The organism is Nitrospirota bacterium (assembly GCA_004296885.1).
GTDB lineage: Bacteria > Nitrospirota > Nitrospiria > Nitrospirales > Nitrospiraceae > SYGV01.
The window spans coordinates 223,627-236,661 of the sequence record SCVN01000016.1 but is presented as its reverse complement, the minus strand read 5'-3'; the positions used below and the strand labels follow the sequence as shown (position 1 = coordinate 236,661).

Below are 13,035 nucleotides of genomic sequence, written 5' to 3'. Positions count from 1 at the left end.
CGATTTGATCATCGATTAATTCAATGAAAAATGAGGATATGAACCGATGAATCAATTCTCACAGAGTCGAGTGGCCTTGATCACCGGCGGAGCCAAGGGCATCGGACGCGCCATCGCACTCGACCTGGCCGCCCAACATTGGAAGGTCGCGATTTGCTACAGGGCCAGCGAACGGGAGGCCCACGACACGGCTGCGGCCGTCACGGATCGGGGCGGCACGCCTCTCGCCATCCGCTGTGACGTTTCCGATCCCAAGGCGTGCCAGGCGTTAGTCCAACAGGTGGAGCAGGCCTGGGGCCAAATAGACGCGTTGATCCACTGCGCCGGCCCCTACCACCGAGTGAACTTGATGGAGGAAACGCCCGCGGGCTGGATGGAAATGTTCGACCACAACCTGCACCCGATCTTTTATCTGAGCCAGGCGGCCGCGCCCGGCATGAAAGCCCGCAAGTCCGGCCGGATCGTCACCTTCAGCATGGCCAACGCCGACCAGATGGTCGCCCAGCCGGACGTCACCGCCCATTACATCGCCAAAGCCGGCGTGCTCATCTTGACCAAGACCCTGGCCAAGCTGCTCGCCCCGCACGGCATCACCGTCAACGCCGTCTCGCCGGGGTTCATTGACTCGGGCAGCGCCCCGCCGGGCGAACTGGCCGGCGTGGTCAAACGCATCCCCGCCGGCTACGTCGGCGAGGTGAAGGACACGGTCGCGGCTGTGCGGTTTTTGCTTTCCGACGAGGCCCGCTACGTGAACGGGACGAACATCCACGTGTCGGGGGGATGGGGAATATAGGGTCGTGGCTGAGCAAGCCCTGTGCTCCCGAAGCGCGCACGCTCGGAAGGTGCTCGCTCGACGGCCGCAGTTGGGCTCGCTCAACCACTCCTTGGGTGGAGACAGAGAAGAAGAGTAACCGCTAACGACTTCCCGAAGGCCGCTTTAAGTAGCGGTTCGACCTCGCCCATCCTCGAACGCTCAACACTCAACATCTCTCTAATCCGAACCCCCATCGCGGTGGTCTCGACCGAAGCCGAACGGGTCCACCCTCGAGTTAGACAGTTGACGATTCACCGGCAATCCCACGCTGCACCGGAGGGCAAGGCGCTGAGCCATAAGAGCAGAACACGCAGCACGTCCCCGGTTTAGACCTCAACACCGTCTTACAAGAAGGGCAGGGATAAAAAAGGACGCATGCGTCCTCGGGCATGGACTCAGTTGCCTGGTAACCGCATGACGGACACGTAAGAACCGATTTGGTCACGGCACTCACGGTGCCCCCTATCTGCCCAACCAGTGAGTACGCCCACCGACGTAGTCCGCTCACGCAGACTGCAAATTACGACGCGATTCTCGACCGATTTCGCCGACTTGTCAACGCTACTCACGGCCCCGGAACCTCTCTCACCCCAGAGCCGCTGCGCCCCCGAAAATGACGAGGGCGGCTGTCGTGCTCTCACTGCGCGCAACTTTTCACCCGCCCACCCCAGGCGCACAAGACGCGCCTTTTCCCCGTGGCTCGCACTTTCGGAAGTGCGGGTTCGTTGAGCACAAGAGCATGACAGTCGCCCTCGCTGCGCTACAAAAACCGATCTACTTGCCGAACGCCTGCTTCAGCAGCGGCTCGACCTCACCCTTGGCGGCCATTGGGTCCAGGATGTCGGTGTCTCCGTAGAACTGGCCGTTGATGAAGACCTTGGGCAGGGTCGGCCAGTTCGTCATCTTCGTAAGCGCCTCCCGCTTGGCCGGGTTCGAAAGCATGTCGATGACTTCATAGGGATAGCCATACTTGTCGAAGAACTGCATGGTCTCCCGCGTGAACCCGCACATGGGCTGCTGCTTGGTGCCCTTGCCGTAGATCAGAATCTTGTGCTGCTTGATCTCCGCCTGAATCTCGTCGTCTATCGGATTACCCATCGTATCACCTCCGGCCAGGTTGTTTCGTCCTTCGCTGCTCACCATCCACTGTTCACGTTTTACGATCCTTCGGGGGTTTCGGCTTTCAGTTCGAGCGCATGAATGCGCCCGTCCTTCATCGGCTCGTCCAGCGACTGGTAGATCATTCGATGCCGATCCAGCAGGTTCTTCCCCTTGAACGAATCCGAGACCACCCGGACCATCAGATGGTCCATCGTGCCGGTGCGGTCCGTCACCGTCACCGAGGCATCCGGCATCGCCTTGCGAATGTAACTCGTCAACACATCCGTGCTGATCATGATTATCCGGCCCCCTGTTGCAAAAGCAGATTGAGCATATCGCACCCCCGGCGCGAAACGCAATCATCCGCCAGGCCGCTCGCCCAACCATTCTATCGCCTATTCCGGATGGAACTCCCCGAGGATGGCATGGAACAATTCGTGGCCGCAGACTTCGAAGTTCAACTTGGGACAGTAGATGGTCTTCGTGTCGTAATCGAAAAATCCCTTGACCGTTTGGACAGCCACCGCGCCCTCCGCCCCTTGCGGGATGAACTTCACGGAGGGCCGTCCGGACAGTTCCTTCCACTTGGCTTGCAGGCTGGCTTCGTCCATCAAGACGACGGTCAGGCGGGTGACTTGGTAGGTCTCTTCGTACGGCTGTGGTTGGAACCAGGCGCAGGAAGTCAGGCCGATCGCGAGCAACATACCCGAGCCGACATGCCGGACCAGCTTCCGGACACGGATACCTTCCCGCCGAGACTGCATGCACGCTCCTTCTTGTTCTTGTGCCACCGTCACCGGCCTGTGCGCATGGTACAAGAGTCGCGCACGAAGTCAACCGACCCACCGGAAGCGACCGGCACGTCGATAAAATCCGCGTGACAGGGTGGCCTGCTTCTGCTAGAGTCGCCGCCGTTTGTCTGGATCGCCGCCGAGGAATGGCATGGGACAGTGGAACGCAGACAAGTTCTGGCAGTGGAGCATGGGCCTGGCGTTGCCCGTCGCCATCGGGTCGGCCTGCGCGGACCGGCTCGTGCTGGAGACCCTGACCGCGCTCTGGGCGGATCTGACGTCCGCGCGCCTGACCTTCCTGCTGTCTTCAACCTTTCTGTTGGTCGGATTCGCCAGAAACTCGGCCCGCCTGCGGGCTCTCGTGGAAAACCGGGCCGCAACCGTCCCGGCAAGCTCCGCCCCCCGACAAGAATCGTCCCGCGCCTCCGTCCTCGAACCTTGCAACGACTAGGAGGGCACCCATGACCCGCTTGTTTGCCCTGTCCCTGCTGTTGATCTCCGTGCTCATTCTCCCGAGCGGCTGCACCAACACGATGCAGCCGGGCGTCACCGGCTTCTACCAGACCTGGGACGACGTGATCAACCGCTGGATCGGCAAAAACAAGAAGGACCTCTATTACGAGTTGGGCCCGCCCAACCTCCACCCCCACACGTCCGCTGACGGCATGGAAGAAATGGGCTGGGATTTCACCATTGACCGCATGCCCGGACAAGCCGACGAATACAACCTGCTCCCCATGTACGGCGGCAATGTGAGCTGCCGGCTCATCTTCATTGCGGACGCGAACGACCTCATCCGATCCGGCCGGCGCATCGGCTGCGACTAGCACCAGCAAGAGCGATCGGTCGTCAGCCATCCGCTCTCACCGTTCGGAACCGAGAACGGAATACGGACCGCTGCTTTGTCGCGCGTTGGGAACAGCGTCACCGCATCACGGTCCGCTGCGGCGGCGGCCCTGCGGGGCGATGGCGTACGAGGATACGTCGAACGACGGTGCCGTGGGGAACGAGATGGGGCTGCGAACAACGACGCGATCAGGAGGCCGCTTCCGAAAGAGGGCCCGCACCCAGCGCGCCGTTGACGGCATCGAGCAAGGTATGCAAGGCGAAGGGCTTTTCGATGGCCCGATAGGCCCCCAAGTGATTGGCAATGTCCAAGAACCGAATATGCACTTGCGGGCTGCCGCCGGAGATGGCGATGATTTTCGTCTTGGGCGACAGGCGGCGGATCTCCCGGATCACCTCCAGCCCGTCTTTTTCCGGCATGAGAATATCGGTGATGATCAGGTCGAAGGGTTGGTCTTGGTGCTCCCGCCACTGTTTCATGGCCACAGCCCCGTCGGACGCCTCGACGACCAGGTGGCCTTCGCTTTCCAGCATGTCCCGGAGCATGCCACGGATCGCCGCCTCGTCGTCAATGACCAGAATTCTCGCCACGCGTAGCTCCCGAGCAATCATAGGCTCACATCCATTTCACCTGACTTTTCGGCCGGCTAGAGGAAAAACTTGAGGCCCGCGACCGGTCCGGCCGGCCGGTGGTTATGGTATGCTCGCCCCATCTTACTACATGGCAGGCCGACCCGGAGGTAGCCCATGGCACATGACGAGCAAGCCCGAGCGGATCAGCCCCCTGACGATTCCGCCACCGGACCTTCCGACGCCCCACCGGCTGCCCTGAGCCGTCGCGCGATCCTGACGGGGGCCGCCTCATTGGCCGGGTTGACCGCCGCACAGGCGGTTCTGTCCTCGCTGAACGCCGCCCCGCTTTCCTCGCCCGGCCTGGAGGACCCGGCCCGCATCCCCGGACGGCAACCAACGCCCTACGGGCAGCGGTCCACCTTCGAACGGACCACGCGCCTGGCCGGCGCAACCAGCTCCCTCACCCCGCTGCAGGCGCTGCACGGCATCGTCACGCCGTCGGCCCTGCACTTCGAGCGGCACCACAACGGGGTGCCGGTCATCGAACCGGCCCGCCATCGTCTCCTCGTCCACGGACTGGTCGAGCAGCCCATGACCTTCACGCTCGAGGAAATCAAACGGTTCCCTGCCCGCTCCCGGCTGGCCTTCATCGAATGTTCCGGCAACTCCGGAGGCGAATGGCACACGCCGGCCGGACGGACCGTGCAGGAGACTCACGGACTGTTCAGCACCAGCGAATGGACCGGCGTGCCGCTGGCCCTCCTGCTCCGCGAGGTCGGCGCCAAGCCGGAGGCGACCTGGATGCTGGCGGAAGGCAGCGATGCGGCCCTCATGGCCCGCTCGATTCCCCTCGCCCGGGCCCTGGAAGAAGCCCTCATTTGTTACGCCCAGAACGGCGAGGCCCTGCGCCCGGAGCAGGGCTATCCCCTCCGGCTCCTGCTCCCCGGATGGGAGGGCAACGCCAACATCAAATGGCTGCGCCGGCTCAAGCTGGGCCAGGCCCCCTTCATGACGCGGGACGAAACCTCCCATTACACGGACTTGATGCCGGACGGGACCGCCAGGCAATTCACTTTCGACATGGACGCCAAGTCCGTCATCACCAGTCCGTCCGGCGGGCAGCAGGTCCGGGCCGGATTCGTGGAGATCCGCGGACTCGCCTGGAGCGGCCGCGGCCGCATCACGCGGGCGGACGTCAGCACCGACGGAGGACACACGTGGCACCAGGCGCAGCTCGAGGATCCGGTCCTCCCCAAATGCGCCACGGCGTTCCGGTTCCCCTGGCGATGGGACGGCCAGGAGGCGATGCTCCAGTCCCGCTGCACGGACGAGACCGGGTACGCGCAACCGACCCGTCAGGCCCTCGTGGCGGTCCGGGGCATCAACTCCTCCTACCATTACAACGCCATCCAGACCTGGCTCGTGACCATGGATGGGGCGGTTCGGAACGTTCATGTGTAAACGAACGACGGCGGGCTTCTGGACCGGGCTGTTGTTCGCGGGCGCGCTCGCGGGGGCGGCGAACGTGCCCGGAGAAGGACGAGAGCCCCTCGGCTTGGGACGCCAGGCGACCGAGGCGGAGATGCGCGCCTGGGACCACGACGTCTCCCCGGCCGGAGAGGGCTTGCCGGCTGGGAAGGGTACGGCGCAGGAGGGCGCCCGCGTGTTTTCCACCAAGTGCGCCTCCTGCCATGGCGTGACCGGAACGGAAGGGCCCGCGCCCCGACTCGTGGGAGGGCAGGGGATGCTCGCAACGAAGAACCCGGTGAAAACCGTCGGGAGCTACTGGCCCTACGCCACCACGCTCTACGACTATATCCGCCGCGCCATGCCGTTCACCGCGCCGCAGTCGCTCACGTCGGACGAAGTCTATGCGGTCGCCGCCTGGATTCTGGCCCAGAACGGCATCATCAAGGCCGATGCCGTGATGGATGCGCAGACCCTGCCGAACGTCCGCATGCCCAACCGCGACGGCTTCGTGCCGGACCCCAGGCCGGACGTGCCGAACCGGTAACGGCGCTCCCCCACCACCTATGAGCTCACTCCGCCAAACGGCCCTGGGTGATCCCGCCGCCACCCGCCGCGTCAGCGGCTTCACCGCCGCCTGCGTGCTCGTCAGCAACGTCGTCGGCAGCGGCATCTTCACGACCACCGGCTTCATGGCCCGCGACCTGGGCGATCCGGCCTTGATCCTGCTGCTCTGGCTCTTCGGCGCCCTCCTGACCCTGGCCGGCTCCCTCTCCTACAGCGAGCTCGGCGCCGCCCTGCCCCGCTCCGGGGGCGAATACGTCTACCTCCGCGAAGCCTACGGGCCGTTTCCCGCCTTTCTCAGCGGCTGGGCCTCCTTCACGGTCGGGTTCAGCGCGGCGATTGCGGCGGGCGCCATGAGCTTTGCCGCCTATGCCTGGCAGCTCTTTTCGCAGACCGGGGAAGCCGGAGGCGCCGGCACCGTCCTGGCCCTCGCGCTGCTCTGGCTGCTGACGGGCGTGCATCTGGCCGGAGTCGGAGCGGGAGGAGTGGTGCAGCGGCTGCTCACCCTGGCGAAGGTCGGAGCGATCGCGCTGCTCGTAGTCGGGGCCTTCTCGGTCGGCCAGGGCAGTTGGGACCACGTGACCGAACCGGGCGCGACGCCGGGGCCGAGCCCCGGCACGATCGTCGCCTCGTTGATGTTCGTGCTCTTCGCCTATTCGGGCTGGAACGCGGCCGGATACATCGCCGGGGAAATTGCCGATCCGGGCCGGGCCCTCCCCCGGGCCATGCTTTGGGGGACCCTGTTCATCGGATGCGTCTACCTCCTCTTGAACCTCGCCTACCTCTATGCGCTGCCGGTGCGCCTCCTGGCCCAGGCCCCGCTCCTCCCCGTGGCGGAGAAGGCCGCGGCGGCGCTGTTCGGCCCGCCGGCCGCCCGATTCGTGACCGTCACGCTGTGCGTCTCCATCGCCGCCGCGGTCAGCGCGATGGTCTGGGCCGGACCCCGCGTCTACTATGCCATGGCGAAGGACGGCGCCCTGCCCTCGTGGTTTGCCGAACGATGGGGCAAGGGCCAGGCGCCGGGCCAGGCCATCATCCTACAGAGCCTCTGGGCCACGCTCCTGATCCTGTCGGGCACGTTCGAGCAGTTGGTGATCTACAGCGGATTCGTGCTGATCGGCTTCAGCGCCCTCGCCGTCAGCTGCGTCTTCGTCCTGCGCCGCCGACAGCCAGACCTGCCCCGCCCCTATCGCGTGCCCTGCTATCCGTTCCTTCCCGGCTTCTTCATCCTGGCCGCCCTGATCATCCTGGGCTACGGCCTCCTGCAACGGCCGATGGAAGCGGCCTGGGCCGCGGGCACCCTCCTCGCCGGAATCCCCTTCTACTGGCTGGGGCGACGCAGGTAATCGGCGCCGATCCGGTCCGAGGCTCCCCCCGATCGGCCACGAGCGCCGGCCACGGCTGGACCTGGTTCGCTGATTTGTGCGATCTTGCAGCCAGCGGTTGAAGAAAGAGGAACCATGGCGCCGACGATTCTGTTGAGTTGCGAGTCCATCAGCAAGACCTACGGGGTAAAGCCCCTGTTCGACGACCTGTCCCTGGCCTTGTTCGAAGGCGATCACGTGGGCCTGGTCGGGCCCAACGGCTCCGGCAAATCCACCCTGCTCAAGATTCTCGCGGGACTCGAAGACCCGGACCGCGGCACGCGGTCCATGCGCCGGCAACTGCGCGTGGGCTACGTGCCGCAGGACCCGGCGTTCCCCGAAGGCGTGACGGTCGAGGAGGTGCTCGCGCAGGCGCTGGACGCGGAGGGGCTCGATCCCCACGAGCAGGCCGGCCGGGTCGCCAAGGCCTTGAGCATCGGGTCGTTCCCCGACGCCGACCAGCCCGTCGCCACGCTCTCCGGAGGATGGAAGAAACGCCTCGCCATCGTGCGGGCGCTGCTGTCGGAACCGGACGTCCTGTTGATGGACGAACCGACGAATCATTTGGACGTCGAAGGCATCCTCTGGCTGGAAGATCTGCTGAAGGCCCAGGCGCGCGCCTTTCTCGTGGTGAGCCACGACCGCCGCTTTCTGGAATCCGTGGTCTCGCGTATGTTGGAACTGAACCGCTGCTACCCCGAGGGCGTCTTCGAAGCCAAGGGGCGGTACAGCGACTTCCTGGAACAGCGGGACGCCCGGCTCCTGGCCCAAGCCGACGCGCAGGCATCGCTGGCCAACCGCGTCCGGCGCGAAGTGGAGTGGCTGCGCCGCGGACCGAAAGCCCGCACGACCAAGGCGAAGGCCCGGGTGGAGTCGGCCGGACAGTTGATCGACGAGCTGGGCCGGGCCCAGGCCCGGGCGGCGCAGGCCCAGGCCGGGATCGACTTCGTCTCGTCCGGCCGCAAGTCCAAACAGTTGGTGGTCGCGCACCGGCTCGGCAAATCGCTGGGCGGCCGGCCGATCGTGCGGGATCTGGACCTGCTGTTGGGCCCAGGCCAGCGCCTCGGCCTGCTGGGCCCCAACGGCAGCGGCAAGACCACGCTCCTGCGGCTCCTGGCCGGCACGCTGGAGCCGGACGCAGGCACCATCGTCCGGGCGGAAGGGCTCCGGGTCGTCTCCTTCGAACAGCACCGCGACTCGCTGGACCAGACCGCCACGCTCCGGCGGGCGCTGGCCCCGTCGGGCGACGCCGTGGTCTATCGGGACCGGTCGGTGCATCTGGTCTCCTGGGCCAAGCGATTTCTGTTTCGACCGGAGCAATTGGACCTGCCGGTCTCCCGGCTGTCCGGCGGCGAACAGGCGCGGCTGCTGATCGCGCGGCTCATGCTCCGGCCGGCGGACCTGCTCATCCTCGACGAGCCCACGAACGACCTGGACATTCCCACGCTCGACGTGCTGGAAGAGAGTCTGCTGGAGTTTCCCGGCGCGCTCGTCCTCGTGACGCACGATCGCTGGCTCCTGGACCGCGTCTCCACCCGGCTCCTGGCGCTGGACGGAACCGGCCGCGTCGAATGGTTCGCCGACTATGCGCAATGGGAAGCGGCCCAGACGCGGAAGGCCGGCGCCGCCCCGGCATCGGAGCCGCCGCGCCATGCGCGCGACACGAAAGAGGGTCAAGCCGGAGCCGACGCGGCGACGGCCGCGCCGAAACGAAAAGGGCTCTCATATCGCGAGCAACAGGAATGGAGCAAGATGGAACAGGCCATTCTCCGGGCGGAGGACGCCCTCGCCGCCTGCCAGTCGGCGGTGGAGGATCCGGCGGTCGCCTCCGACGCGGCCGCGCTCCATTCCCGGTGCGCCGCGCTGGACGAAGCCCGCGCGACCGTGGAACGGCTCTATGCCCGCTGGGCGGAGCTGGAAGACAAGCGGGGCCAATCCGTCGGGAGCGCCCAGGCATGACCGGCAAGGCACAATTCCCGGACGAACAAACCCACGAGGGGGCGTTCAAGCGCCAGGCGGACGCCCTCCGCGGCTGGGTCACGGAAGACGGTTCGTCCGGCTTCCCCGCCGAGACAGGCCGCTACCATCTCTACGTATCCTGGGCCTGTCCCTGGGCCCACCGCACGATCATCGTGCGGAAGCTCAAGCGGCTGGAAGGGGTGATCGGGATGACCGTGGTGGACCCGATCCGCGACGACCGGGGCTGGGCTTTCCGCAAAGGCCCGGGCCATTCGACCGACCCCGTCAACGGATTCCAATTCCTGAGCGAGGCCTACCGGGCGACCGATCCGCAGTACACAGGACGCGTCACCGTGCCCGTGCTCTGGGATACCGACACCAAACGCATCGTCAGCAACTCGGACGACGACCTCATGCGCATGTTCAACAAAGCCTTCGACCGGTTCACCGACAGCCGGCTGGACCTGTACCCGGAGGCCTTGCGGAACGACATCGACGAGCTGAACGCCTTCCTCTACGAGCACGTGAACGACGGGGTCTATCGCGCGGGATTTGCCACGTCGCAATCAGTCTACGAGCAGGCGGCGCGGCGCCTCTTCGACGCGCTGGACCGGTTGGAGGCGCGCCTCCGTGACCGGCGGTACCTGTTCGGCCCGCAATTCGTCGAGACGGACTGGCGCCTCTTCGTCACCCTCGTCCGATTCGACGCCGTCTACCACGGACACTTCAAGTGCAACGTCCGGCGGATCCTGGACTATCCCAACCTCTTCGGCTACCTCAAAGACCTGTATCAAGCCGACGGGATCGCGGACACGGTCAACTTCGATCACATCAAGCGCCATTACTACGTCACCCACGACGACATCAACCCCACCCGCATCGTCCCCATCGGACCGGACCAGAACCTTCGCGCCCCGCACGACCGCGCGCACTTGGCGTCGTAAGATTCATTCCTTGTCGGCCGGCAATTGTGATAAATTTTCCCCGATACCTTCGCACGTTTATGTTCACGCTACGAAAGGATGACCATGCGCACGATGACGATGTGGCTCTTGACCCTGCTCTGCCTCGGGACGTCGGTGGCCTCGGCCGGCGCCGCCGACCCCGCCACCGACGAGCAGAAAACCCTCTACGCCTTGGGCCTGGCCATCAGCCAGAACGTGAGCGGGTTCGCGCTGACCGAAGCCGAGTTCGAGTTCGTCAGGGCCGGGCTGACGGACGGCGTGCTCAAGCGGCAACCCAAGGTGGATCTCCAGACCTACGGCCCCAAGATCCAACAAATCCGACAAGCGCGGATGGCGGCAGAGCAAGCGCGGATGGCGAAGGGGGCGGAAGGCGAGAAGAAGGCCGGCGCCGCGTTTCTCGCCAAAGCGGCGGCGGAGCCGGGCGCGACGAAGGGCGACACCGGTTACGTGCTCAAGACGATCAAGGCGGGCACCGGCGCCTCGCCCAAAGCGTCGGATGCGGTCAAGGTCCACTACCACGGCACGCTCATTGACGGCACCGTGTTCGACAGCTCCGTGCAGCGGCAGGAGCCGGTGACGTTCCCGCTGGCCAACGTGATCCCCTGCTGGACGCAGGCGGTGCCGAAGATGAAGGTGGGCGGCAAGAGCCGGCTCGTCTGTCCGTCCGACTTGGCCTACGGGGACCGCGGCGCGCCGCCGCAGATCAAGCCGGGCGCGACGCTCGTCTTCGAGATCGAGCTGCTCGATATCGTCAAGCCATGACGGGCCGGACGATGGTCCGTGAGAGATGACGAGGCTATGGCGCTTACGCGGCGACAGGCGCTCCACGCCGGCCTGGGCCTCGCCGCCTCCGCCGTGCTGGCGTCACGCGCACCGGCAGAGCCGGCTCCGGGGCGGACCTTGCGTATAGCCTTCCTGCACCTCGCCCCGCTGCCCGGCGACCTGGCGCACAATCGCCGGCTCCTCGAAACGGCGGTTGCCCGCGCGGCGGAACAAGGCGCGACCTGGATCATCACGCCCGAACTCTGTCTCACCGGCTACACCTTCGCCGACCGGCTCGGCACGGACTGGATTCTGCCGCAGCCGGACCCCTGGATGGCCGACATGTGCCGGCTGGCCGCCCGCCTGCGCGTGACGTTGTTTCTGTCCCACCCGGAACGGGACCGTGAATCCGGCAACCTGCACAACAGCCTGTTCGTCATCGACGCGGACGGGACGATCGTCGGCCGACATCGAAAAATTCGCACCCTGCGCGTGGGATCGGAAGCCTGGTCCACCCCGGGCAGGCAGGCCGCCGCCGTCCCGGTCCGGCCGTTCAACCGTATCGGCATGCTGATCTGTGCCGACGCGTATGGGCCGGAGATTTGCAAGAGCCTTCAGGCGCAAGGGGCCGAGCTCTTAGTGTCGGCCGCCGCCTGGGCGCCTGGCCACCATGGCCCGAGCGGCGAATGGGAACGCTGCACCAGCGACACCGGGCTCCCGCTCCTCGTCTGCAATCGGACCGGGCCGGACCGGACGCTCGACTTCACCAAGGCCGAAACGGTCGTGGTCAAGGACGGGCAACGGCTGCTGTCGTTGTCGTCGGACCGCTCGGCGATGTTCGTGATCGACTGGGACCTGCAGGCCAAGACGCTGGCCCGGCGGGAGTATCAGACGGTATACTTGTAGCGATCGTCACAGCGACTGTTGTTCGCGAGGAGGCAGCCATGTTCGGTCCAATCACCATCCCCTTCGGAGCCAAAATGCTGTTCAACACGGTCAAGCTCAAACCCGGCGTCACCTTCGAGCAGGTGGAGATGGCCGTCGGGGAAATGTGCATGGTCGTCAAGGAAACCTACGGGGGGAACAACGGGGGCTTTCTCGCCGGGCAGGTGTTCAAGTTCTCCGGCTTCGTCTCCGACCAAGGCTCCCTGAGCACCGCCAAGACCGCCGACGACCATTATGCGATCGTGACCTACTGGCAGTCGTTCGAGGCGCATGAAACGTCCCATGCCGACGAAATCTTCAACCGCAAGTTCGCCGCCCTGGCCTCCATGTGTTCCGAAACCAAGGAACTGGGGTACGACATGCTGTGGCAGGGCGCGGCAAAGGCCTAGCAGCATGTTGAAAAAGTCCGCCGGCCTCGGTCGGCCGCCGGTGCAATCGGCGCAGGCGTCCCGCCGGCGCGCGAGCGCATCAGGGCGGTGACGGCAATGAACCACTTGGGCTTGATGCGGCCGAAGTCGGTGCGGACGTGCGTGCGGAGCGCGCGCTTGGGATCGAGCACCACCGGACCTTGAGGCCCCCGCCGGAAGACCACCCAATGCCAGAAGGCCCGCCCGCCGGCCCGATGCCACTTGACGGCGAGCAGGGCCAGGTCCGGCAGAGTGTCCCAGGACAGGAAGGGCGTTTCCTTGCCGGCGGCGTTGAGACCATACTGCTTCAGAAGCCGGCGGACGTGATCGGTTTCGGACCAGAGGCGCGGATCGTCGGCGGAGATACCAAGTCGATGCGCCGCTTGCCTGGCCTGCCGGTAGCTCACCCCTGCGAGGGTCGCCACCGCGGCGATTCCACAGCCCGTTCGCTCTGCTTGCACGACCGGCTTCATAGGA

The 13,035-nt window shown here is 65.7% G+C and carries 15 protein-coding genes and 1 pseudogene; 11 read left to right on the top strand and 5 right to left on the bottom strand.

The genetic code is table 11. The annotated features are described in order from the left end of the window. The first annotated feature begins 46 nt into the window (after positions 1-46). Entirely contained in the window at positions 47-793 is a 747-nt protein-coding gene (locus tag EPO61_10170; GenBank protein ID TAJ08455.1) for an SDR family oxidoreductase, read from the top strand. 795 nt (positions 794-1,588) lie between these two features. On the opposite strand, the gene EPO61_10165 is transcribed toward EPO61_10170, so the two are convergent. The 3 genes from EPO61_10165 to EPO61_10155 form a co-directional block, all read right to left on the bottom strand. After that, complete coding sequence (locus EPO61_10165; GenBank protein TAJ08454.1) at positions 1,589-1,912, bottom strand: glutaredoxin; 324 nt, start codon at positions 1,910-1,912, stop codon at positions 1,589-1,591. A gap of 59 nt (positions 1,913-1,971) precedes the next feature. Then, entirely contained in the window at positions 1,972-2,211 is a 240-nt protein-coding gene (locus EPO61_10160) for a BolA family transcriptional regulator (protein ID TAJ08453.1), read from the bottom strand. Between the two features lie 99 nt (positions 2,212-2,310). Beyond that, positions 2,311-2,679, bottom strand: coding sequence for a hypothetical protein (locus EPO61_10155; protein ID TAJ08452.1), 369 nt, complete (start codon positions 2,677-2,679; stop codon positions 2,311-2,313). 178 nt (positions 2,680-2,857) lie between these two features. On the opposite strand from EPO61_10155, the gene EPO61_10150 reads away from it, so the two are divergent. Further along, entirely contained in the window at positions 2,858-3,157 is a 300-nt protein-coding gene (locus tag EPO61_10150) for a hypothetical protein (GenBank protein ID TAJ08451.1), read from the top strand. A gap of 10 nt (positions 3,158-3,167) precedes the next feature. Beyond that, a complete protein-coding gene (locus EPO61_10145; GenBank protein TAJ08450.1) occupies positions 3,168-3,533 on the top strand; it encodes a hypothetical protein in 366 nt (121 codons plus the stop codon). 208 nt (positions 3,534-3,741) lie between these two features. Here the strand turns inward: EPO61_10145 and EPO61_10140 are convergent, their stop codons facing one another. Then, a complete protein-coding gene (locus EPO61_10140; GenBank protein TAJ08587.1) occupies positions 3,742-4,143 on the bottom strand; it encodes a response regulator in 402 nt (133 codons plus the stop codon). 156 nt (positions 4,144-4,299) lie between these two features. Between EPO61_10140 and soxC the strand changes: the two genes are divergently transcribed. The 8 genes from soxC (at position 4,300) to EPO61_10100 (ending at position 12,540) form a co-directional block, all read left to right on the top strand. After that, a complete protein-coding gene (gene soxC, locus EPO61_10135) occupies positions 4,300-5,586 on the top strand; it encodes a sulfite dehydrogenase (GenBank protein ID TAJ08449.1) in 1,287 nt (428 codons plus the stop codon). Then, positions 5,579-6,139, top strand: coding sequence for a cytochrome c (locus tag EPO61_10130; GenBank protein ID TAJ08448.1), 561 nt, complete (start codon positions 5,579-5,581; stop codon positions 6,137-6,139). The genes soxC and EPO61_10130 overlap by 8 nt, the downstream gene beginning before the upstream one ends. Beyond that, a complete protein-coding gene (locus tag EPO61_10125; GenBank protein TAJ08447.1) occupies positions 6,057-7,502 on the top strand; it encodes an amino acid permease in 1,446 nt (481 codons plus the stop codon). Before EPO61_10130 ends, EPO61_10125 begins: the two co-directional genes overlap by 83 nt. 114 nt (positions 7,503-7,616) lie before the next feature. Next, a complete protein-coding gene (locus tag EPO61_10120; GenBank protein ID TAJ08446.1) occupies positions 7,617-9,479 on the top strand; it encodes an ABC transporter ATP-binding protein in 1,863 nt (620 codons plus the stop codon). Further along, on the top strand, positions 9,476-10,423 hold the full coding sequence (locus EPO61_10115) for a glutathione S-transferase family protein (GenBank protein ID TAJ08445.1): 948 nt from the start codon (positions 9,476-9,478) through the stop codon (positions 10,421-10,423). Before EPO61_10120 ends, EPO61_10115 begins: the two co-directional genes overlap by 4 nt. 84 nt (positions 10,424-10,507) lie before the next feature. Then, positions 10,508-11,206 (top strand): FKBP-type peptidyl-prolyl cis-trans isomerase, encoded by a 699-nt coding sequence (locus EPO61_10110; GenBank protein TAJ08444.1) that lies wholly within the window; start codon positions 10,508-10,510, stop codon positions 11,204-11,206. Between the two features lie 36 nt (positions 11,207-11,242). After that, positions 11,243-12,112 carry a carbon-nitrogen hydrolase family protein gene (locus EPO61_10105; GenBank protein TAJ08443.1) on the top strand — a complete coding sequence of 290 codons (870 nt, stop codon included), beginning with the start codon at positions 11,243-11,245 and terminating at the stop codon, positions 12,110-12,112. A 38-nt stretch (positions 12,113-12,150) separates the two neighbouring features. Further along, a complete protein-coding gene (locus tag EPO61_10100) occupies positions 12,151-12,540 on the top strand; it encodes a hypothetical protein (protein ID TAJ08442.1) in 390 nt (129 codons plus the stop codon). Positions 12,541-12,629: 89 nt separating this feature from the next. On the opposite strand, the pseudogene EPO61_10095 reads toward EPO61_10100, so the two are convergent. Next, positions 12,630-13,031, bottom strand: a pseudogene (locus EPO61_10095) (hypothetical protein). Positions 13,032-13,035: the final 4 nt, after the last annotated feature.

Bases quoted from the DNA above. Each gene is read 5' to 3' on its own strand.
- EPO61_10170 (TAJ08455.1), top strand. From the start codon at position 47: ATGAATCAATTCTCACAGAGTCGAGTGGCCTTGATCACCGGCGGAGCC.
- EPO61_10165 (TAJ08454.1), bottom strand. From the start codon at position 1,912: ATGGGTAATCCGATAGACGACGAGATTCAGGCGGAGATCAAGCAGCAC.
- EPO61_10160 (TAJ08453.1), bottom strand. From the start codon at position 2,211: ATGATCAGCACGGATGTGTTGACGAGTTACATTCGCAAGGCGATGCCG.
- EPO61_10155 (TAJ08452.1), bottom strand. From the start codon at position 2,679: ATGCAGTCTCGGCGGGAAGGTATCCGTGTCCGGAAGCTGGTCCGGCAT.
- EPO61_10150 (TAJ08451.1), top strand. From the start codon at position 2,858: ATGGGACAGTGGAACGCAGACAAGTTCTGGCAGTGGAGCATGGGCCTG.
- EPO61_10145 (TAJ08450.1), top strand. From the start codon at position 3,168: ATGACCCGCTTGTTTGCCCTGTCCCTGCTGTTGATCTCCGTGCTCATT.
- soxC (TAJ08449.1), top strand. From the start codon at position 4,300: ATGGCACATGACGAGCAAGCCCGAGCGGATCAGCCCCCTGACGATTCC.
- EPO61_10130 (TAJ08448.1), top strand. From the start codon at position 5,579: ATGTGTAAACGAACGACGGCGGGCTTCTGGACCGGGCTGTTGTTCGCG.
- EPO61_10125 (TAJ08447.1), top strand. From the start codon at position 6,057: ATGCGCAGACCCTGCCGAACGTCCGCATGCCCAACCGCGACGGCTTCG.
- EPO61_10120 (TAJ08446.1), top strand. From the start codon at position 7,617: ATGGCGCCGACGATTCTGTTGAGTTGCGAGTCCATCAGCAAGACCTAC.
- EPO61_10115 (TAJ08445.1), top strand. From the start codon at position 9,476: ATGACCGGCAAGGCACAATTCCCGGACGAACAAACCCACGAGGGGGCG.
- EPO61_10110 (TAJ08444.1), top strand. From the start codon at position 10,508: ATGCGCACGATGACGATGTGGCTCTTGACCCTGCTCTGCCTCGGGACG.
- EPO61_10105 (TAJ08443.1), top strand. From the start codon at position 11,243: ATGGCGCTTACGCGGCGACAGGCGCTCCACGCCGGCCTGGGCCTCGCC.
- EPO61_10100 (TAJ08442.1), top strand. From the start codon at position 12,151: ATGTTCGGTCCAATCACCATCCCCTTCGGAGCCAAAATGCTGTTCAAC.